General features: G+C 65.1%; 19 protein-coding genes. 14 read left to right on the top strand and 5 right to left on the bottom strand.

Features of this window, described 5'->3' with window-relative positions; translation table 11 throughout:
- Positions 1-57: 57 nt before the first annotated feature.
- The 4 genes from B4393_RS10925 to B4393_RS10910 are packed head-to-tail and all read left to right on the top strand — an operon-like array spanning position 58 to position 7,201.
- The gene (locus tag B4393_RS10925; protein WP_078334170.1) at positions 58-1,449 is read left to right on the top strand and encodes a condensation domain-containing protein; all 1,392 of its coding nucleotides are present in this window, start codon (positions 58-60) and stop codon (positions 1,447-1,449) included.
- Positions 1,450-1,509: 60 nt separating this feature from the next.
- Positions 1,510-2,709 (top strand): serine hydrolase domain-containing protein, encoded by a 1,200-nt coding sequence (locus B4393_RS10920; protein WP_078282587.1) that lies wholly within the window; start codon positions 1,510-1,512, stop codon positions 2,707-2,709.
- The gene (locus tag B4393_RS10915; protein WP_078334169.1) at positions 2,706-4,070 is read left to right on the top strand and encodes a hypothetical protein; all 1,365 of its coding nucleotides are present in this window, start codon (positions 2,706-2,708) and stop codon (positions 4,068-4,070) included. The genes B4393_RS10920 and B4393_RS10915 overlap by 4 nt, the downstream gene beginning before the upstream one ends.
- Before the next feature lie 2 nt (positions 4,071-4,072).
- Positions 4,073-7,201: an MMPL/RND family transporter gene (locus B4393_RS10910; protein WP_078334168.1), complete on the top strand. Its 3,129-nt coding sequence runs from the start codon at positions 4,073-4,075 to the stop codon at positions 7,199-7,201.
- Here the strand turns inward: B4393_RS10910 and B4393_RS10905 are convergent.
- Positions 7,125-7,796 carry a TetR/AcrR family transcriptional regulator C-terminal domain-containing protein gene (locus B4393_RS10905; RefSeq protein WP_078334167.1) on the bottom strand — a complete coding sequence of 224 codons (672 nt, stop codon included), beginning with the start codon at positions 7,794-7,796 and terminating at the stop codon, positions 7,125-7,127. The genes B4393_RS10910 and B4393_RS10905 overlap by 77 nt on opposite strands.
- A 65-nt stretch (positions 7,797-7,861) precedes the next feature.
- Here B4393_RS10905 and B4393_RS10900 point away from each other — a divergent pair, with 65 nt between their 5' ends.
- From B4393_RS10900 to B4393_RS10885, 4 genes are read left to right on the top strand one after another with little or no spacing between them, the layout of a single operon-like run.
- Entirely contained in the window at positions 7,862-9,331 is a 1,470-nt protein-coding gene (locus B4393_RS10900; protein ID WP_078334166.1) for an FAD-dependent monooxygenase, read from the top strand.
- A gap of 1 nt (position 9,332) precedes the next feature.
- Positions 9,333-10,328 (top strand): LLM class F420-dependent oxidoreductase, encoded by a 996-nt coding sequence (locus B4393_RS10895; RefSeq protein ID WP_078334165.1) that lies wholly within the window; start codon positions 9,333-9,335, stop codon positions 10,326-10,328.
- Between the two features lie 41 nt (positions 10,329-10,369).
- The gene (locus B4393_RS10890) at positions 10,370-10,855 is read left to right on the top strand and encodes an SRPBCC family protein (RefSeq protein WP_070936614.1); all 486 of its coding nucleotides are present in this window, start codon (positions 10,370-10,372) and stop codon (positions 10,853-10,855) included.
- Positions 10,856-10,879: 24 nt separating this feature from the next.
- Positions 10,880-12,235 (top strand): PA14 domain-containing protein, encoded by a 1,356-nt coding sequence (locus B4393_RS10885; protein WP_070936613.1) that lies wholly within the window; start codon positions 10,880-10,882, stop codon positions 12,233-12,235.
- A 4-nt stretch (positions 12,236-12,239) separates the two neighbouring features.
- Here the strand turns inward: B4393_RS10885 and B4393_RS10880 are convergent, their stop codons facing one another.
- Positions 12,240-13,892, bottom strand: coding sequence for a DNA repair helicase XPB (locus B4393_RS10880; protein WP_078334432.1), 1,653 nt, complete (start codon positions 13,890-13,892; stop codon positions 12,240-12,242).
- 64 nt (positions 13,893-13,956) lie between these two features.
- Between B4393_RS10880 and B4393_RS10875 the strand changes: the two genes are divergently transcribed.
- The gene (locus B4393_RS10875; RefSeq protein ID WP_078334164.1) at positions 13,957-14,355 is read left to right on the top strand and encodes a DUF2628 domain-containing protein; all 399 of its coding nucleotides are present in this window, start codon (positions 13,957-13,959) and stop codon (positions 14,353-14,355) included.
- 29 nt (positions 14,356-14,384) lie between these two features.
- Here B4393_RS10875 and B4393_RS10870 read toward each other — a convergent pair whose 3' ends face one another.
- Entirely contained in the window at positions 14,385-16,619 is a 2,235-nt protein-coding gene (locus B4393_RS10870; protein WP_078334163.1) for a helicase-associated domain-containing protein, read from the bottom strand.
- Between the two features lie 63 nt (positions 16,620-16,682).
- Here B4393_RS10870 and B4393_RS27180 point away from each other — a divergent pair, with 63 nt between their 5' ends.
- The 5 genes from B4393_RS27180 to B4393_RS10850 all read left to right on the top strand — a co-directional run bounded on the left by B4393_RS27180 (position 16,683) and on the right by B4393_RS10850 (position 19,654).
- A complete protein-coding gene (locus B4393_RS27180; protein WP_052511072.1) occupies positions 16,683-16,856 on the top strand; it encodes a hypothetical protein in 174 nt (57 codons plus the stop codon).
- Positions 16,857-16,860: 4 nt separating this feature from the next.
- Positions 16,861-17,376: a cyclic pyranopterin monophosphate synthase MoaC gene (moaC, locus tag B4393_RS10865; protein WP_109558665.1), complete on the top strand. Its 516-nt coding sequence runs from the start codon at positions 16,861-16,863 to the stop codon at positions 17,374-17,376.
- A complete protein-coding gene (locus B4393_RS10860; RefSeq protein WP_078334162.1) occupies positions 17,361-17,840 on the top strand; it encodes a MogA/MoaB family molybdenum cofactor biosynthesis protein in 480 nt (159 codons plus the stop codon). Before moaC ends, B4393_RS10860 begins: the two co-directional genes overlap by 16 nt.
- Positions 17,837-18,265: a molybdenum cofactor biosynthesis protein MoaE gene (locus B4393_RS10855; RefSeq protein WP_078334161.1), complete on the top strand. Its 429-nt coding sequence runs from the start codon at positions 17,837-17,839 to the stop codon at positions 18,263-18,265. Before B4393_RS10860 ends, B4393_RS10855 begins: the two co-directional genes overlap by 4 nt.
- A gap of 87 nt (positions 18,266-18,352) precedes the next feature.
- Positions 18,353-19,654, top strand: a complete 1,302-nt coding sequence (locus tag B4393_RS10850) for a lipase family protein (protein ID WP_078334160.1) — start codon at positions 18,353-18,355, stop codon at positions 19,652-19,654.
- 7 nt (positions 19,655-19,661) lie between these two features.
- Here the strand turns inward: B4393_RS10850 and B4393_RS10845 are convergent, their stop codons facing one another.
- The gene (locus tag B4393_RS10845) at positions 19,662-20,369 is read right to left on the bottom strand and encodes a class I SAM-dependent methyltransferase (RefSeq protein WP_078334159.1); all 708 of its coding nucleotides are present in this window, start codon (positions 20,367-20,369) and stop codon (positions 19,662-19,664) included.
- A 5-nt stretch (positions 20,370-20,374) separates the two neighbouring features.
- Positions 20,375-21,169, bottom strand: a complete 795-nt coding sequence (locus B4393_RS10840; protein WP_078334158.1) for a class I SAM-dependent methyltransferase — start codon at positions 21,167-21,169, stop codon at positions 20,375-20,377.
- Positions 21,170-21,204: the final 35 nt, after the last annotated feature.

The following is a 21,204-nucleotide window of genomic DNA, read 5'->3' as shown; positions in this document are numbered from 1 at the left end:
AGGAAAATCGAGTTCGGCTCGGTCGATTTATAAGATCGCTGCACAGGGATAGGGACGATGGTTGCACTTGGAACGATCCACGACTGGCGCCCGAAGCCCGGGACCGTCATCTCATGGAGCGCTTCACCACGCGCCCGTGAAGTAGCGGCCCAGGCGCCCGCCAGCGCGGTTCCACCCAGCTATCAGCAGGCGCAGCATGTGCGCTCGTATCGGGATCTTGCCCGGCGGGATCGTGAGATGGCTCGACTCGGGATCGGTTCCTGGGATGTTCCCGGTGTCTGCGATGTCGATGCCATGACCGCCGCCATCAATGCTCACCTGCGCCGGCACGACACCTATCACTCCTGGTTCGAGTTCGACCCGGCGGACAACATCGTGCGACACGTGATCGACGATCCGGAGAGCATCGATTTCGTTCCGCAGGATCATGGGTTACAGGGGCCCGATGAGATCCGTGCCCACCTGTTGCGCACCTCCGGGACCCCGTTGTCCTGGGATTGCTTCACCTTCGGGGTGATTCAGCGCGCGGACCACTTCACGGTGTACATCAGCGTTGACCACCTGCACACCGACGGCATGTCCACCGGCATCCTGTACGTCGAGATCCAGCTGATGTACGCCAGCCTGGTGCATGGTTCGGCGCTGCAGTTGCCGCCTCCGGCAGGGTATCTGGATTTCTCCGCGCGTGAGTTCGCGCATAACCAGGCCATGACCCTCGACTCGTTCGAGGTGCAGACCTGGGCCCGGTATGCGCGAGACAACGGTGGCACCTTGCCGGACTTCGCGCTGCCGCTCGGCGACCGCTCCGCTCTGAATGTCGGCGCCATGGTCGCCATACCGCTGTTGGACGCCGAAGAGACCGTCGCGTTCGAAAAGGCTTGTGAACAAGCGGGAGTGCGATTCAGCGGTGGCGTGTTCGCGTGTACCGCGCTGATCGACCGCGAGCTCACCGGTGCCGACACCTTCTACGGCATCACGCCCTACGACACCCGTAGCTCTGCCGAGGAGCAGATGTCTGTGGGCTGGTACGCGAGTTTCATCCCCTTTGTCGTCGACCTGGCGGACGGCTCCTTCGCCACCGTCGCGCGGTCCGCGCAGAAGTCGTTCGACGAATGCCAGCCCCTGGCCAAGGTGCCGTTTGAACGGGTGCTGGAGTTGGCGGGTCCGGATTCGGGGCTGACCGCTCCCGAGTACGTGGTCCCGATGGTGTCCTTCCTGGACGCGCGCAAGATCCCGGTCAGTGCCGAATGGGATCGCATCAATGGTGGAATCTACGGGGACAGCCGTTCTTCCGACCAGGTCTGCATGTGGGTCAACAGGTTTGAGAACGAAACAAACCTGACGATCTCGTTCCCCGACAATGCCGTCGCCCGTGAATCTGTGTCGCGCTACTTCGAAGTAGCACGCGTGGTTTACCAGCGTGTCGCGCAGTCACAGTTCGTTTCCTGAAACGCGGCGTCGCGGCCGCACCACGCAGCATTTGAGCAGCAGTGAAAGGTTGGCATTGTCATGAGCACAAGCCTTGATGTCGCGGTGAATGGGACCAGCTCACCGGATTTCGACAACGTCCGGCGCGCCTTCGCGTTGAACTTTCTGGAGAACGACGAGCTGGGCGCGGCCGTAGCGATCTGGGTCGATGGGGAACTCGTGGTGAACCTCTGGGCCGGTTGGGCCGATGAGGCGCGCACTCGTCCGTGGACGGAAGACACTCTGGCGCCGGTGTATTCGGGGACCAAGGGACTGATGAGTACCTGCGTCCATATGCTCATCGAGCGCGGTGTACTCGACCTGCATGCACCGGTCGCGCGGTACTGGCCCGAATTCGGCCAGGCCGGTAAGGAATCCATCACACTGGCGATGGTGCTCGGGCACCGCTCGGGCGTGATCGGGCCGCGTACCCGGTTGACACCGGAGCAGGCGGCCAACTGGGACGAGGTGTGCGAGCACATCGCGCGGGCAACCCCGTGGTGGGAGCCCGGAACCGCCCAGGGTTACCACATGGCGACGTTCGGATTCATTCTCGGCGAGGTGGTCCGCCGGACCACGGGTAAGACGCTGGGACAGTTCCTGCGCACCGAGGTGGCCGAACCGTACGGACTGGACGTGCACGTCGGGTTGCCGCACAGCGAGCATCACCGGTGCGCCGAGCTGGTCAACAAGCCGTACCTGCGCGACGTATTCCGCGGTGCTCCTGGAGAATTCGACTGCATGAGTGACCACCCGCTCGCGGGCCCGCTCATCTCGGGCGACTTCATCCCCGACGACGAGATAGCCCGTAGGGACATTGCGCTGTGGCGGGCCCTGGAGTTCCCCGGCACCAACGCGCACGTGTCCGCGCTGGGCATGGCCACCTTCTACAACGCCATGGCGCTCGGCAAGCTGCTCAGCCACGACCACATGGATGTGGTGCGGGTATCGCAGGGCGGGTTCGATCCCGACGTCGTGCTGGGCCCCCGGGTGGCCAATCACGGATGGGGCCTGGGCTACATGCTCAATCAGCGCTGCTACGCCGGGCCCAACCAGAAGACGTTCGGGCATGGCGGATCTGGCGGTTCATACGCGTTTGTCGACCTGGAGCACCGCATCGGCTACTCGTATGTGATGAACCAATTCGACGTGACCAAGGCGGATGCCGATCCCCGGAGTGTGCGGCTGATCAACGAGCTCTACACCACGTTGGGGGTGTCGCCGGCGGGAGAGTCGCTATGACGGCCACGATCCCGGAGGCTCGGGTCAGCGCGTCCGCCGCACCGTCGTCGATCGCTCATCTGGACTTCGTCGATCAAGCGTCGTTCCTCGGGTTACGCGCCACCGAGATGTCCACGCTGAGCCAGATGGTGTGGGTCTACGAGCGCGATATCGATACCGACCGTTTGCGCAGGTTCCACACCAATCTCGGCCGGGGGCTCTTCGGGCGGCGAGTCCAACGTTCCCGCTTGCCCTTTGGTAGGCATCGGTGGGTACTCGATCCGGCGTGTCATCCGATCGACGTGGAACTCGCGCCGCTGCCGAGGGCCGAATTGCAGAACTGGGTATACGGCCACTCCCAGCTGCCGATCGACCCTGAGCACGGTCCGTCCTGGAGACTCGGCGTCACCCGGTTCACCGATGGTGCCACCGCGGTCAGCCTGGTGGTTTCGCACAGCATCGCCGATGGCGTGGGCCTGTGCCGGGGCATCGCCGATGCCGTCAACGATGCCGAACTGCCGCTGGGCTACGCCAGGCCACAGGCGCGTAAGCGGTTCCGGGGCATGCGGGAGGATTTGCGGCGTACCGGGCATGACCTGCCCGATACCGCGCGGGCCTTTCGCAAGGCCACCAAACTGCTGAGCTCCCGACACCAGGACATCAAACACGCCGGCCGGCCCGCGACCGAGGTGCACGTGAATCAGGTCCCCGCGGTCACCGTGTACCTCGACGAAAACCATTGGGACACGCACGCGCACGGCCGCGGCGGTACCAGCAATTCACTGGTTGGCGCGTTCGCGGCTCAGCTGGCTGCCAAGGTTGGCCGGCTCGGTCCGAGCGGCAAGGTGACGCTGTCCATGCCGGTCAACGAACGCACGGAGGGCGACAACCGTGCCAACGCCATGACCTCGGTGATGTTCGCGATCGATCCGGCGGACCTGACCACCGACCTGCGTGGAATCCGGAGCGCCACCAAGCAGGTGCTCTCCGGGCTACGGGATGCACCCGACGAGAAGTGGGCGCTGCTACCGCTGACGCCCTTCATCCCGAAGGCAGCCGCGCGCCGGCTCGCCGACGTTGCGTTGGAATACAACGACTATCCCGTCGGATGCTCGAATGTCGGACCGCTGGACCCGGCGGTGAACCGTCCCGACGGGGCGGACGCCGACTACATCTTCTGCAAATTGGCCGAGCAAAGGGTGCGGCCCGACAAGGTGCTGAGCACCTATGGGCAGCTCTTCCTCGCGTCCGGGAGGGTCAACCACAAGGTCTTCCTGGCTGTCGTCGCCTACCAACCCGGCGTGATCGAGTCGCGCGCCGACCTCACCAATCTGCTCACCGAGACGCTCGACGACTTCGGCCTACACGCTGTGATCGAGTAGACATGGCGGAGAACACAGGTGGTATCTACGGACTGATCGCACGGATCGTCCGGAGAGCCCCTGTCGTCATCATCGGGGTGTGGATCGCCTTGGCCGCGATCTTGGCCATGACGGCGCCCTCGCTGCAGAAGGCGATCGAGGACCACCCTGTCGACCTCCTGCCCAAGGACGCTCCTGTCATGGAGACCACCCGGCAGATGGTCGAATCGTTCCAAGAGTCGGGCGCGCAGAACATCCTGCTGATCGTCCTCACCAACGAGAACGGGCTGACTCCGGCGGACGAACAGACCTACCGGATTCTCGCGGCACGAATGCGTGAGGACACCCGCGACGTGAGCATGGTGCAGGACTTCATCACGAAACCGATGCTGCGCGAGATGATGTCGAGCACCGACGGCAAGGCGTGGTACCTGCCGGTGGGACTGCAGGGCGAACTGGCCACTCCCGAATCCGGTAAGGCCTATGTGGGCGCCCTGAAGATCATCAAGGACGCCACCGCGGGAACCACCCTGAAAGCCTTTACGACGGGGCCGACCGCCACCGTCGGGGACCTGACGGTGGTCGGCGAGCGCGATCTGCACAAGGTCGAGATCACCACGGCTGCTTTGGTTCTGCTCATCCTCCTGATCGTCTATCGCAATCCGGTGACGATGATGCTTCCCCTCATCGTGGTGGGCGTCTCGCTGGGTATCGCGCAGGCCGCCGTCGGGGGATTGGCGCAGCTGGGTCTGAGCATCTCGAATCAGACACTGACGTTCATGACCGCGATGATGATGGGCGCGGGGGTGGACTATGCGGTCTTCCTCATCAGCCGATATCACGAATACCTCAAGCAGGGCATGGATTCAGACAGTGCGGTGGCCGCCGCACTGGAATCCATCGGCAAGGTGGTCGCGGCTTCGGCGGCGACGGTGGCGGTGACCTTCCTCGGCATGGGATTCACCAAGCTGGGCATTCTGTCCACCGTCGGCCCGGCCCTGAGCGTGTCCATCCTGATCGCGTTCGTGGCATCGGTGACCTTCCTGCCCGCGGTGTTGGTCCTGGTGGGGCGCCGAGGCTGGGTGAAGCCGCGAAAGGCCTACGCCAACAAGATCTGGCACCGGTCGGGCATCAACATCGTCAAACGGCCCGGTGCGCACCTGGCGGTCAGCTTGGTCATCCTGATCATCCTGGCCACCTGCGGTGCCATGGTGAAATTCGGATACGACGACCGCAAGAACCTGCCACCGTGGGCCGACAGCAACCAGGGCTACGCCGCGATCGAGAAGCACTTTCCGGTCAATTCGACACTGCCGCAGTACCTGTACATCAAGTCGTCGCATGATCTGCGTACGCCACGGGGGTTGGCCGACCTTGAGCAGATGGCTGCGCGGGTGAGTCAGGTACCCGGTGTCGACAAGGTGCGTGGCATCACGCGCCCCACGGGCGAACCGCTCGAGGAGGCCAAGCTGTCGTACCAGGCCGGTGAGGTCGGCGGGAAGCTGGGTGATGCCTCGAATCTGATCGACGCCAGGGCCGCGGACTTGAACAAACTCGCGGCGGGCGGACACACCTTGGCGGACAAGCTCGGTCAGGTCCGCGATTCGGTGAAGAACTCGTTGGGTACCGCGCGTGCACTGGTCGAGGTACTGGCCCAGCTGCGCGGCAGCGGCAGGACCGGCACCCTGGCCGACCTGGACTCCGTCGACAAGCTGGTCACCAGCATGCATTCCCTCGGCGATGCCATCGAGGCCAACGCCCAGAGCGCCAGTGAGGTGTACGGCTGGATCGAGCCCGTCGCGCGCGTGCTGGTGGGCAACCCGGCCTGCGAGATGGACCCCGGGTGCCGCTCCTCGCGAGACGAGATGAACAAGTTCCTGGAGACCAAACAAGATGGCACCAGGGACAAGATCGTCGAACTCGGCCGTGAGCTGAAGTCGGTCGACAACGACAAACAGATCAGCTCGACCATCTCCCGGCTGCGGACCGCCCTGAATTCCATTGACACGAATCTGCGCCGGTTGGGCCTGTCCGACTCCTACGGCATCCAGCAGAAGTTCGCCGAGGTCCTCACCGGGGTCAATTCGTTGGCCGACGGCAGCGCCCAGTTGGCCGAGGGCGTACAGATGCTGGTGGATCAGACCAAACAGATGGGCGGCCAGCTGGGCGATGCCTCGACGCTGCTGGTGGCCGCCAAGCGCGACGCGGCACCCGGATCGATGTCGGGCTTTTACATCCCGCAGCAGGTGCTTACCCAGGATTCCTTCAAAACCGCTGCCGCGGCCTTCGTTTCGGCCGACGGGCACGCGGTGCGCTACCTGGTGCAGAGCAACCTGAATCCGTTCAGTCCCGAGGCGATGGATCAGGTGCGTGCCATCCAGGACGCGGCCCGGAGCGCGCAACCCAACACCACGCTCTCGGATGCGGCCATCTCGATGGCCGGGCTATCGGCGATGTACAACGACATCAGGAACTACTACAACCACGACCTGCGCTTCATCATCGTGCTGACGGTGATCGTGGTGCTGCTCATTCTCGTCGCGCTGCTGCGGGCCATCGTGGCGCCGCTGTATCTCATTGGTTCGGTGATCATTTCGTACGCCTCGGCGGTCGGTATCGGGGTGATCGCGTTCCAATTCATCGGTGGTCAGCCGCTGAGCTGGAGTGTGCCCGGAATGGCCTTCATCGTGCTGGTCGCGGTGGGTGCCGACTACAACCTGCTGTTCATCTCGCGCATCCGCGACGAGTCGCCGGATGGCATTCGCTCAGGCGTCATCAAGACAGTCAAGTCCACCGGTGGCGTGATCACCTCTGCCGGAGTCATTTTCGCCGCGTCGATGTTCGGCCTGTTGATCGGCAATCTGCAGTCGATGGTCGAGGCGGGCTTCATCATCGGCATGGGCCTGTTGCTGGACACCTTCCTGGTGCGCACCATCACCATTCCCGCCCTGGTGGTGCTGTGCGGGCAGGCCAACTGGTGGCCCGCACAGATCGTGGAACCCTGGTTCCGCCAACGATTCTCGCGTTCGAAGACCGATGGCAACCAGGAGCCGGTGCCCGGCGACGCGGATGAAGCTAGCTGCGACGAGCCGTCTCTCGAAGAGGAGCCGACGGACGCTTCCCGCGAAGTCGTGCTCGTAGGCCGTCGATGATGACCTGCAAGCCGTCCTCGAAGTCGGCATCGAAGTCCGGATCATAGAGTTCGGCGAACGCCTCGGTGATCGTCGGGTATTTGTGCAGGTCGATCTTGGCGAGCAGATTCTCCTCGGTGTACGGGTTGGGCCCGGGATACTCCGAGCCGTCGCGGGCCTGCTGCTCGATGGTGAAAGCGATTGTGTAGTGATAAATCACGGGCGATAGCCGGGCGGCCTCACGTACGGTGAACCCGGCCGCGGTCATGGTGTCCAGGAGAGGTTCGAGCACCTCCCCGCCGTTGGCCACGAACGTGCCCGCCAGGATCCGGGCACCCTGGTGATATCGCAGCATCGCCTGCCGCATGGCGCGGGCTCCGTTGGCCAGGAAGACATCCCACGGTGCGGAGGTCTGGTCGAAGGCTTCGTGGGCATCGCGCATGATCTCCTCGCCCATGAGGTCGATGAGCTCGCGCCGGTTCTTCACGTGCCAGTAGAGAGCCGGGGCCTGCACGCCGAGCGAGGCGGCGAGCGCGCGCATGGTGAGTCCGTCACTGCCCTTCTGGTCCAACAGGGCCAGGCCGGCGCGTGCGATCGTCTCTCGATTCAAAATCACGTTGACACCTTAACAATATTAAAGCCATTATGTAACCAATATCGATAACGGTGTTAAGGAGTGTTATGACTGAGCATGCAGTTGTTATCGCGGGCGGCGGCCCGACCGGGCTCATGTTGGCCGGTGAGCTGGCGCTGGCCGGTATCGACGTCGCGGTCCTGGAGCGGCGCGGCAGTCACGAGGAAGTGGGATCTCGTGCGGCCGGGATGCACTCGCGCACCATCGAAGTCTTCGATCAGCGCGGGATCGCCGAGAGGTTCCTTGCGCAGGGGCAGACCATGCAGGGCACCCACTTCTCAGGCATTTTCATGAGCATCGAGGACTTCCCGACGCGTCATCCGTATGCGCTGGGCCTGCTCCAGCACTACACCGAGAAGACGTTGGCCGCCTGGATTGGCGAGCTCGGGGTCCCCATCTATTACGACGACGAGGTCGTTGGCTTCAGCCAGGATGACGGCGGCGTGGATATCGAGCGTGCCGGCGGCCGCATCATGCGCGGCCAGTACCTCGTCGGATGCGACGGCGGGCGCAGCACCATCCGTAAGACGGCGGGGATCGGCTTTCCCGGTCACGACCCGTCCTGCTCGGCGCTGTTGATCGACGCCGAAATCACCGAGCAGCCACTCGAGTTCGGCCTGCTACGCAAACCCGGACAGGCCTTCCTCGCGATTTTGCCCTTCGAGGAGGGATGGTGCCGCCTGGTCTTCAGCACCGACCTGGATCGGCTCGGTACCGAACCCACCCTGGACGAGGCGAAGGAAGCACTCATCGCCATCGCGGGAACAGACTTCGGGCTGCACAGTCCACGCTGGATGTCGCGCTTCTCCGATATGACGCGCCAGGCCGACAGGTACCGCGATCGGCGGGTGTTCCTCGCCGGGGATTCCGCGCATATCCACTTCCCGTTCGGTGGCCAGGGACTGAACACCGGCGTCCAGGACGCGGTGAATCTGGGGTGGAAGCTTGCCTCGGTCATCAAGGGGGAGGCCCCGGACTCGCTGTTGGATACCTATCAGGTGGAGCGTCATCCGGTGGCGGCGCGGGTACTGCACAACACCATGGCCCAAACACCGTTGTCCGACGCCGGTCCGCGGATAGACGCGCTGCGTGACATCATGGCCGATCTGCTGGCCATGGACGAGCCGCGCAAGCGCATCGCCGGCATGATGAGCGCCCTGGACATCCATTACGAACTGGGTGAGGGACATCCCTTGCTGGGACGCCGGATGCCCGACCTCGATGTGGTGACCGCTGACGGGCCGGTGCGGATCTACGAACACCTCCATGCCGCGCGCCCCGTGCTGTTCGACTTCGGGGATTCACAGAGTCTGAACGTCGACGGATGGACGGATCGGGTACACCTTGTCGACGCCAAATATTCAGGCACGTGGGAACTTCCGGTATTGGGCGAAGTGACAGCACCAGATGCGGTGCTGGTACGGCCCGATGGATATGTGGCCTGGGTGGGCGAGGGCTCCGATGCGGGGCTGCGGGACGCACTGACCCGATGGGTGGGATCACCCGCTCCGGCGTAATGTGGCCCAGGTGGCCGAGACACTGGAGTTCGGAGTCTTTATCCCGCAAGGCTGGCGCCTGGATTTGGTCGGCATCGCACCCAAGCGTCAATGGGAGGTGATGCGCGATCTCGTGCACTACGCGGAGAGTGGTCCCTGGGACTCGGTGTGGGTCTACGACCACTTTCACACCGTGCCCGTGCCCACCGATGAAGCGACCCATGAGGCGTGGACACTGATGTCGGCCTTCGCCGCCGTGACCTCACGGATCAAACTGGGGCAGATGTGTACGGCGATGGGATATCGAAACCCGGTGTACCTGGCCAAGATTGCCGCCACCGTGGATATCATTTCCGGCGGACGTACCCAGATGGGTATCGGCGGCGGCTGGTATGAGCATGAGTGGCGCGCATACGGCTACGGGTTCCCGGGTGCCGCGGAACGTCTGGGTAGGCTACGTGAGGGTGTGCGCATCATGCGTGACGCCTGGCGGGACGGACGGGTGAGCCTGGACGGCACCTACTATCAGGTGGACGATGCCATCGTGGCGCCTAAGCCCTTGCAGTCCAAGGGAATTCCACTGTGGATCGCCGGTGGCGGCGAGAAGGTGACCTTGCGGATCGCCGCGCGTTACGCGCAGTACACCAACTTCGGGCAGACTGCCGAGGAATTCGAGCACAAGTCGAAAGTGCTTGCGGCCCACTGCAAGGACATCGGCACAGATTTCGATGCGATTGTCCGCAGCGCCAACATCAATGTTGTGATCGGGGCCGACGATGCCGAGGTTGCCGATCGGCTGGCGGCCATCAAGGCGCGGCTGATCCCGGTCATCGGCGAGGACGTCGCCGAGGCCACGGTGGGGAATCTGGCGACGAGCGCCGGAACCCCGGCGCAGATTGCCGAGCGCCTGGCCGAGTTCCGCAAGCTGGGGCTGGGCTATGCGATCTGCAACTTCCCGGAGGCGGCCTACGACCGTTCCGGTATCGACTTGTTCACGCGCGAGGTCATTGGGGTCTAACCCCATTGTTTACGCCCTAACCGATACCGTAAGTTACGGGAATGCCTTCGCTTGACGCAGTCGATGAAGCCTTCCTGTCCAGCGCTCCCGTGCGGGCGAGTCACACCATCTCCGTGCCGGTGTCCGCCGACACGGTATGGCGTGAACTGACCAACGACACCACGTTGCGGTGGCTGGCACCGGGCATCAGAGTCGTGTGGGGTAGCCCCCGCACCGGGGTCGGCGCGGTCCGCAAGATCGGGCCCGCGGTGGGCCCCAAGGTGAATGAGCACTACTTCCTCTGGGAAGAAGGCAGGCGAAAGGCGTTCTACGTCACCAGCATGCCGGTGCCGGTGCCGGGCCTGCGAGCCTTCGCCGAGGATTATGTGGTGACCCCGACCGATCGTGGCGCCGACTTCACCTGGGCGTGGGCGATCGACGGTACGGGCCCCATCAGCAAGGCCACCCCGGCGGTCAGTGCGATCGTCGGTTTCTCGATGAAGCGTACCCAGGCTTACTTCGACAAGATCGCCGCGGCGGGCGCGTAGCCCGAGCGCCCGTACAGTGGGGCTGTGCGCGGTACGGCCCTTCTGCTGTCGTTGATTGTGCTGGCGGCTGGTTGTGCTCCGGCCCGCCAGGCGATAGACGCCGCCTCGACCAATCCGTGTGATGTGGGCCAGTACTGGACGCGTTACTACAACAACACCGATCATTCCGGCACCGCGGTGCTGGCCCGGTGCGAGTACTCGGTCGGAGGAAACTTCGCGGGCTCTCCCGCGCCGGGCGTGAAGACCGACGGATTCTCGATCGACTCCGTCGGCTCATTGCGGTTCCCAGTGACGGGCCAGTACAACATCGCCTCGATGAGCGGTGGTGTCGTGACGCGGGTATGGCTCGATGACGAGCAGATCTTCGATCACGCGGATACCCGCGACTGGGGCACCGACCTCGCCACCCGCACGGTCGAGGCCGGCGTACACACAGTGCGAGTCAGCTACTCCAGCACGAGCGGCCCTGCGGTAGAAGAGTTCTCGGTGTCCCAGGCCGCGCCCGGCCCGCCGTCGACCAACGGCAACTTCTTCGCGGCCAACTCATTCCTGAACCAGCCCATCGAGCCCAACCCGGCGGTTGACCCGCGCTCGCCGAATTGGATTGCGGCGCTGCAACATCACCCTGATGTCAAGGGAATCGACGTCAACGAGGACATCTGGACCTCGGCCGTGTATCACGCTCCCGCGGGCACTCCCACCCGAACCGTCGCCATTCGTAACAGCGGAAAGTCGATCGACGTTCCATACCTGCCGCACTACCTGCCCACCCAGGACTCCGACGCTCATATCGCGATCATTGACGACACCAACGGATGCGAATACGAGTTCCAGTCCTTCAAACCCGAATCCATGTCGGCGATCGCCCAGGCCACCTATCGGGTGGACACCGGATCGGGAGGGCACGTCAGCGGGCCCGCGCATTCGGGTGGCGAGCTGTCGTATCTGGCCGGGCTGATCACACCGGAGGATGTGCAGGCGGGTGTGATCAACCATGCGCTACGTTTCGCCATCCCGATCAATTCGCCCACCTATGTGTACCCAGGAACTCGCTCGGACGGCACGGTCCCCGGCGGGGTGCCGGAGGGCATCCGGATTCAGCTCGACCCCTCGCTCGATCTGCGCACGCTCAAGCTGAGCCCGTTTCAGCAGATGGTCGCGGCGGCGTTACAGAAGTACGGGGCGTTTGACGCCGACGTCGCCAAGACCTTCACGCTGACGGCGCGCAGCGTGATCGACGGCACCCGGTACTCGACGCACATCGACGATCTGCCGCGGGAACTGATCGGGCACCTGCGGTTCCTGACGCCGACGATCAGTTCTACCGATGTGCAGCTGGACACCGCCGCGGAAGGCGTCTGCAGGCAGCAGCACCGCTAGGGCGCTAACCGATCGTCGGTCCCAGCAGATCGTCCGCGTCGGTGATCCGGTAGCCATAGCCCTGTTCGGCCAGGAACCGCTGCCGGTGTGCGGCGTACTCGGCGTCGAGGGTGTCGCGGGAAACCACCGAATAGAAGTAGGCCTGCCCGCCGTCGGCCTTGGGGCGTAGCAGCCGCCCAAGGCGTTGCGCTTCCTCTTGGCGTGAGCCAAACGTGCCCGAAACCTGTACGGCCACTGATGCTTCCGGCAGATCAATGGAGAAGTTGGCTACCTTGGACACCACCAGTGTGCCGATCTCGCCTTTGCGGAACGCGTCGAAAAGAGCCTCGCGTTCGGCGTTCTTGGTGGAGCCCTGGATCACCGGGGCATCCAGCTGGGCTCCCAGTTCATCCAGCTGATCCAGGTATGCGCCGATCACCAACGTCGGCGCCCCGGGATGACGGGCCAAGATCGACTTCACCACGTTGATCTTCGTGTGGGCCGTGGAGCAGAGCTTGTAGCGCTCGTCGGCCTCTGCGGTCGCGTAGATCATCCGCTCGTTGTCGGTGAGCGTGACGCGCACCTCGATGCATTCGGCGGGTGCGATCCAGCCTTGTGCCTCAATGTCTTTCCATGGTGCGTCATAGCGCTTGGGGCCGATGAGGCTGAACACGTCGCCCTCACGGCCGTCCTCCCGGATAAGGGTGGCGGTAAGGCCGAGGCGGCGCCGCGACTGCAGGTCCGCGGTCATCCGGAATACCGGAGCGGGCAGCAGGTGCACCTCGTCGTAGACGATCAGGCCCCAGTCCCGGCTGTCGAACAGCTCCAGATGGCGGTACTCGCCCTTGGTGCGCCGGGTAATCACCTGATAGGTGGCGATGGTGACCGGACGAATCTCCTTGCGCTCGCCCGAGTATTCGCCGATCTCGTCCTCGGTCAACGACGTGCGCGCGATGAGCTCACGTTTCCACTGTCGTCCGGCGACGGTGTTGGTGACCAGGATGAGAGTGGTCGCCTGCGCCTTGGCCATCGCGGCGGCACCCACCAGCGTCTTGCCGGCGCCGCAGGGCAGCACCACCACACCGGAGCCGCCGGCCCAGAAGGAGTCAGCCGCCATCTGCTGATAGTCGCGCAGCTCCCAGCCGTCCTGCGCCAGGGTGATCGGGTGGGCCTCGCCGTCCACGTATCCCGCGAGATCCTCGGCGGGCCAGCCGATTTTGAGCAACATCTGCTTGATGCGGCCGCGCTCGCTGGGGTGCACCTGGATGGTGTCGTCATCGATGCGGGTGCCGAACATGGGGGCGATCTTCTTGTGCCGCAGCACCTCTTCGAGCACGGCGCGGTCCAGGCTCACCAGGGTGAGGCCGTGCGCCGGGTGCTTGATCAGCTGCAGGCGCCCGTAGCGGGCCATGGTGTCCACGATGTCCACCAGCAGCGGTTGCGGCACCGCGTAGCGGGAGAAGGTGACGAGTGCGTCGACAACTTGTTCGGCATCGTGTCCGGCGGCACGGGCGTTCCACAGCGCCAGCGGGGTGATGCGGTAGGTGTGCACATGCTCGGGTGCGCGTTCTAGCTCGGCGAACGGAGCGATAGCCTGGCGCGCCGCGTCTGCCTGGTCGTGGTCGACCTCCAGCAGCACGGTCTTATCGGACTGGACGATCAGCGGTCCATCGGTCATTCGGTCCAGGATAGTGACCCCCGGCGACATAGCGGATGTCGAGCGTCCTTGCTAGATTGCTGCGGTGACGACACCACAAGACCGCAGCACCCTGGCGGAGATTTGGCAGCGGCGGTTCGCGTTTTATGACCAGTACGCGGCGGCGCCGTCGAAGGCGGAGGCCAACGCATTCTTCCGGTCGGTGCCTTTCGGCGCTCGGATGCGGCTGACCAGCAACTTCTTGGCCTTCTTTTTCGGTCCGATCTACTTCTTCGTGAAGGGCATGTGGCGCAAGGGTCTGGTCCTGCTGGGGATAACCCTCAGTCTCGGTGTTGTCATGCAGCTCGTCGGAGCCTCGGACGGTGTAGTGCGCGGAGTCTCCATCGGATTTGCTGCCGCCTTCATGACCATCGCCAACCAGGCCTACTACCTGCACTGGGTTCGCGGCAGTGAGTCATGGAACCCATTCGAAGGTGTCCGCTGACGGGCTAACCGGCCCGCTTGCTCACCGGATCAGCCCGGGGGCGAGACAGCGGTGATGCGGTGAATCGCGAAATCCCGGATCCGCCCGGCAGCGGTGTCAAAGGCCGACAGCTGCCCGCCTCGCACGCTGATCGGATTGACCACCCGCGAGGATGCCACCCCGGCCGGGTCCACGTATCCGATCAACACGCTGGTCTGCGCCTTGGCGGACTGCTGCAGCAGCGCCACGGCGTGCGAGGGCTCGATGCGAATCCCATCGTGATCGCCCGCCGCGCGCAATGCCTTGACGACCGCCGCGGCGGCGGGCTCGCTGAGCACCGGCGGCGTCCAACCCATCCGATGTGGTTGCGGAGTCACCCGCGCCCGGTGTGCCCGCAGCTCCACGATTGTGCCGGTGGCATCCTCGGCGGCGGGGGCGAAGCCCGCCGAACGCAGCCTGGCCACCAGCTCGGCCAACGGGGCCAGCGAGACCGCCACGGTAGGGGCCAGTAGTCGCAGACTCAGATCCTCGGCCAGCGCCGACGCCATCACCTGCGCCAGCAGGGCCACGTCGTCACAGCGCAGGAACGAGGTCGCCACCCCGGCCCGAAGTTGCCCATGCCGGCGCGCGACGTCGTCGACGAGATACGTCAAAGACTGGGGGACAGGAGTTTTCGACCTGGATCCGAAGAAGCTGTGCAGGCCGGTGGCGGTGCGCCCGGAGTCCAGGGCCCGCCGGATGCTGGCCTCGCTGACCCGAAAGACACTGGCAGCCCCCGCCGACTCGAGCTGCGCCACCGCGGCCAGATCCAGTTCCACCTCACGCGTGAGCGGCCCGGGCGCGACGACGGTGAGATCGGCCTGCACCAGGAAATGGTCGATGGGAGCGGGCAGCGCCTTCTCCATCGCGGCCAGCGTCGCCGCCTCATCGCCCGTGCTGTCCAGGAAGGTGCGGATAGGCGTCGTCAGCGCACCACGTCCGATCACCCCCAACGTCGTCGCCTCGAACAGCAGTGCCGTCACCGGTTCGGTTCCCAGCCGGGCACCCCAACGCGGACGACGCCAGCGCATCATTCGGGACGCCTCCTCGGGCCGCAATCCCTGCCCGGGTTGCAGCGCACCGAGGACTTCCAGAAGCAGCTTTCGATCATGGGGAGCCGCCGTCGAACGCAGTGAATCTGAAAGGGCCGCAATCGGTTTGTCATCGCTGGTGCGCTTGCCGATGAGATCGGGGCGAGCCGCGAGCATCAGCCATGCCGACATCAACCGGAGCCAGCGGGCAGCGGTCGGCACCTCGGCGAACCGGTCGGCCTGCACGGTCGGTGCCCAATGCCAGCCTTCGGCATCGGTCTCGATATCGGGGTCACCGACAGCGATCAGCTCCGCGGCGGCCAGCACCTCCAGCAGCAGACCTATCCGGCTGTCATCGATGCCCGTCGCCTTCGCCAGCCGCTTGACCTCGCGCACGCCCAGGCCACCGCTGCGTAGCTGCGGCGCGGGGTTGACGCTCAGCTCTTCGAGCAGCAGGCCCACCTCGCGCAGCAGGTCCAGGGCCGCGCCGGCGGCGGCCGCGTCGGCCTCGGCCTGGGTGGCCGACGTCGTCTCCACGGCCGGAGGCTGCAGCCGATCGGGCTCCTCGCCGCGGAGAAGCTGTGCCACGAAGCGCGGCAGCAGCACCGTCTCGTCATCGACGCGCTGCAGTAGTCCGGCTGTCAGCAGCCGCTGCACCGGACGGTCCGGTGGGGCGTCCGGAGCGGCGTCCCGGGTGCGGCCGATGGGAGACCCGGTCAGGAGAGCCCCCAGCAGCTCCATGCCGCGTTCGTCGGTCGCCTCCAAGGCTGCGCGCGCCGCATCGTAGGAATCAGGTGTCTGCTCGCTGATCACCTGCCCGACCACCCACGGGAGGCCGAACCGGGTCTCGCCCGCCAGATGCAGCTCGCCTTCCCCCCACACCAGCGCCAGCTCGCGCAGCCGGTCCAGGGTGGCGCGAACCTGCAGCTCGGTGGCACGGCCGTCGACCTGAGCGAGCACATTCGCCAGGGACGTGCCGGTGACATCCGCACGCGCCACCAACAGCGCATCCAGCACCGCCAGGGCCAAAAAGTCCAGGTTGTCGGTGGCCGCACGCACCGACTGGCGCGACAGCGCCCGGCCCGCCAGAGCCGCCAGTGAACCCGGAGGGGGCGAGGCCAAATCGGGCCGCAGCCGAACCAGCTGTACCAACTGTTCATCTGGCAAGCGGCGTAACCACGCCGCCAAACCAGCCAACGCCGCATCGTCACTCATCGATCACCAGCGTAGAGGCGGGTTGGGTTCGCCGTCGGCCTCTCGGCCTGCCACAATGGCTGCGTGGCTGACAAAGAGCAATATGTCGACAACGGCTGGCCCGCGCACGTGGACGGCGAGCACGCCGTCTCCGAACTGGCGGCCGACCGCACCGGAGCGCTTTCACCCTTCGGCGACCTCGAGTTCCCCGTGGCGTCCGTGCCCTACGTTCACCCCGTCACCGTCATCAACAAGTAGAGCGGTGCCCGAGAGTCTTCGCGCAAGCGGCTCATCCGAGCCCGACGGTCTCTCGCATATCGACGAGCACGGTTCTGCGCACATGGTCGACGTGTCGGCCAAACAGGCCACCGCGCGCGAGGCCGTCGCAGCGGGACGCTTCGTCACCACCCCGGACGTGATCGAACTATTGACCGGGACCGCCGCAGGCACCCTGCCCAAGGGTGATGCCATTGCCACCGCCCGGCTGGCCGCCATCATGGCCGCCAAACGCACCAGCGAACTCATCCCGCTGTGCCATCAGGTACCGCTCACCGGCATCGACGTCGACTTCGATATCGCCGACAGCCACATCGACATCACCGCCGTCGCCCGCACCAATGACCGCACCGGGGTCGAGATGGAGGCGCTGACCGCGGTGACGGTCGCCGGGCTGACATTGCACGACATGGTCAAGGCCGTCGATCCCGCCTCGCGCATCGACGATGTCAGGGTGCTGCGCAAAGAGGGCGGCAAGACCGGAACATGGACCCGGCCCTGAGATCTGCGCGGGTGATCGTGGCGTCCACTCGGGCGGCCACCGGTCAATATCCCGACAAGACCGGGCCCGTCATCGCCGAATGGCTTGGTACACGCGGCTTCCGGGTGGAAGAACCGATCGTCGTGCCCGATGGTGACGCGGTGGGAGACGCGATACGTTCCGCGCTCGGGGTGTCGCTCGTCATCACCACCGGCGGCACCGGGCTCTCGCCCACCGATGCCACCCCCGAACAGACCGCCGCGCTACTGGACTATCAGATCCCCGGCTTGGCCGATGCCATCAGACGCTCCGGGCTGCCCGCCGTACCCACCAGCATCCTGTCCCGCGGCGTCTGCGGGGTCGCCGGAGGCACCCTGGTGGTCAACCTGCCCGGCTCCACCGGCGGGGTGCGCGACGGGCTCGAGGTGCTCGGCGGCGTGCTCGACCACGCCCTGGACCAGATAGGCGGGGGTGATCACGGATGAGCGCCAGCGTCACTCGTGCGCTGCTGACCGCGGAACCCATCTCGCTGATCGAGCACGAACGGCTCGTCGATCACGAATCCGCTGGGGCCACAGTCGGATTCGTGGGCAATGTGCGCGACCACGACGGCGGCAAGACGGTGCTGCGGCTGGAGTACTCGGCGCATCCGTCCGCAGCGCAGGTGCTCGCCGATGTCGTGGAAGGCATCGCGGCGCAGGCAGACGGTGTGCGCGCCGTCGCGGTGAGTCATCGCATCGGTGAATTGGCGGTCGGGGAGGCGGCCTTCGTGGTGGCGGTGAGCGCCGACCATCGTCGGCAGGCATTCACCACCTGTCAGCGCCTCGTCGACGACGTGAAGGCTGCGCTGCCGGTGTGGAAACACCAGTTCTTCGCCGATGGCAGCGACGAGTGGGTGGGCTCGGCCTGAAAAATCCGGGCTCCGATTGGGGTCTGATACCTAAAAACCCAGATCATCGGACTGTCACCGCGGTGGGTACATTAGCTTCGATAGTTCATGAGCATTCCTGTGCGCCGCCACGACGCAGCGCCCGCGCCGCGGACCTTCGCGCACCCGGGCATGCGCCCGGCGCGCCCGAGCGATGACCCCTTCCATGTTCCGCCGGACGGCTTCGAGGACACGACGCCGGGAACGGTCCTGCATGCCCGTCCCGTGGACATCGGATTCCTGGGGCGCTTGCGCCAGCGGGTGACGGCATGGCAGCTGCTGTACCGAACCACGGATCCGGATGGTGCCCCTGAAGTCTCGACCACCACCGTGCTGGTGCCGGCCGACCATGAGCCCCGGTCTCCCCGCCTGTTGGCATATCAGTGTGCGATCAACTCCAGTGAGCGATCTTGCTTTCCGTCGTACTGCCTGCTGCAGGGTGCGCGCGGCCCGTTCAGCAACCCGCAGCTCGAATTGCTGTTGATGGCGGCCGCGTTGCGTCAGGGATGGATCGTGAATGTCGCCGACCATGGAGGGCAGCCTGGGCGTTATGTCGTTGCGCGCCAACCCGGTTATCACGTACTCGACAGCCTGCGGGCCACCCTGCGATTTGGAGAACTACGACTACCGGCCAACACGCCCATCGGGCTGTGGGGCTATTCCGGTGGTGGGCTTGCCAGTTCGTGGACGGCGGAGATGGCGCCGAACTATGCCCCCGAACTCAACATTGTCGCGGCGGCACTGGGTTCACCGGCCTCGGACCCCAGCAAGATCTTGGAACGGGCCGACGGGGGACTGTTCGCCGGGCTGGGTATTGCCGCGATCTCTGCCCTGCGCGGAAGCTATCCCGCGCTGGATTCGGTTCTCACGGCGCACCTTACGCCGCAGGGCGAAAAGATCATGACCACCGTGCGTGGGCTATCGACGGGTCAGGCTGTCGGACGATACGCGATGCGCCGTCTCGATCGCTATGTGGACCGGCCCATCGCCGAACTCATGGCACTGCCCGGCCTCACCGCCATGAGTGAGGACCTGCGGTTGGGTAAGGTGGCGCCAACCTGCCCGGTCTACGTCTATACCGCGGTGCGCGACCAGCTCGTCGGCATCGACGAGGTGGACCGCCAGGTGAGCTTCTACGCGACGCACGGCACCGATGTCACATATCGGCGCGATCAGCTCAGTGAGCATCTCTCGCTGGTGGTGCTGGGGGCACCCGCGGCCCTGCGCTGGCTGGCGCAGCGCCTGGAAGGCATGGAACCCGAATCCGGTACGTGCACTGTGAGATCCATGCTGGCGTCCACTCCCGCGCTGTGGACCATCGCGCTGATGTCGGGGGCGGCGGCCCGCGTGCTCTCGGGCCGCCTGCTCTAAACCGCTACTACGCCCGTGCGGCGATCACCGTGTACACCGGGATGTGCAGCAGCGGATCGTTGACATCGCGCTCCAGCCGGTCCAGCACGGCCGGGTCGCCGCGATAGGAGCTGCGAATCGCGGCGAGGAATTCGTCCTTTGGTGCGTTCATCGTGGTCAGGTTGATCTGGCGCACCGACCATCCGTTGGTGTGTAGCGCCTGCTCGATCTCTTCGGCCCGCATCCCGTTCTGGAACGGTGTAGGCACGCCGTGCACCCCGCCCTGCGCGAAACACCAGATGTACCAACGTGCTCCGGACCGGGTGGCACGGTGCAGGGCACTCGCGTACTTCACGTGGCCCTCGTCGTCGAAGCAGTGGTAGACACCGCTGTCGATCACGGTGTCGAACTTTCCCTCCCAGCCATCAAGCTTGGTCGCATCGGCAACGTGGAAGTCGACGGCAACGCCGGCCGCGGCCGCCCGGCCCTTGGCCTGTTCGATCGCCGAGGGGGCAAAATCCAACCCAGTGACGTTAAATCCTTGCTGGGCAAGGTAGATGGCATTGTCCCCGAGGCCGCAGCCGATATCCAGGACGTCACCGCGGACCGCGCCGAGCAAGGCCAGCTCCTTGATGCGGGGTTTGGCGTCCTTGGAGTCCCACGGAACAGTGGGGCCGCCCTCGTGGAGGCTCTCCCGATAGAGATCTTCGAAGATGTTCTGTGTAGGTGCGCTCATGGCGTCTAGCCCCTTTCCGCGACGATGTTGAAGAACGGCATGTGGATCATGTCGTCGTCGAGCTGCTGAAGACGCTCGAAGGTCTGCTGTGCTTGTGCCGCCACCCCGGGCTGCGCAAAGCGCTCGCGCATGTCGGCGGGCATCTGCTCGGGATCGATACCGGCCAGCGCGGCGCCGACAAACGCTGCTCTGGAGCCGAGATATGTTGTCCTGCCGAAGTATTGGATGTTCCAATGAGCCTCGGCCAGTACGCTCCTGATCTCCTCGGGATCTTGTACGCCGAACGGCATCGTGATGCCGTTCACCGAGCCATCGCCGAAGCAGGCGATGAACCACCGCGCTCCCGGTCGGGTGGCGCGGTGCAGGGCGTTCGCGTACTGCTGATGCCCCTCGTGGTCAAAACAGTGATACACCGCGCTGTCGATCACGGTGTCGAACCTTGCGTCCCAGCCGTCGAGCTTGGTGGCGTCGGCAACCTCAAGGTTCACGCTGACGCCCGCCGCGGCGGCGCGTTGCTTCGCCTGGTGGATGGCCGAGGGGGAGAAGTCCAGTCCGGTGACCGACAGGCCTCGCTGCGTGAGATAGATCGAGTTTTCGCCGAGGCCGCAGCCGATATCCAAGATCTCACCGTGCAGCGCGCCGTAGGCGGCCAGCTCCTTGATGCGTGGTTGTGCGTCCTTGATATCCCACGGGACACCTGCGGTGGGGGCGCCCTCGAACATGGGTTTGCCGTTGTAGACCGCTTCGAATGTTTCTTGGCTTGGTACCTCTGGAGGCGTGGCCGATGCCGTCATGGTCACCAAGGTACGCCTCGAATCTGGCACGTCAACCCCCT

This window comes from Mycobacteroides franklinii (assembly GCF_002013895.1).
Classification (GTDB): domain Bacteria; phylum Actinomycetota; class Actinomycetes; order Mycobacteriales; family Mycobacteriaceae; genus Mycobacterium; species Mycobacterium franklinii.
The sequence above is the reverse complement of the archived record's forward strand: the minus strand, read 5'-3'. Positions and strand labels throughout refer to the sequence as shown.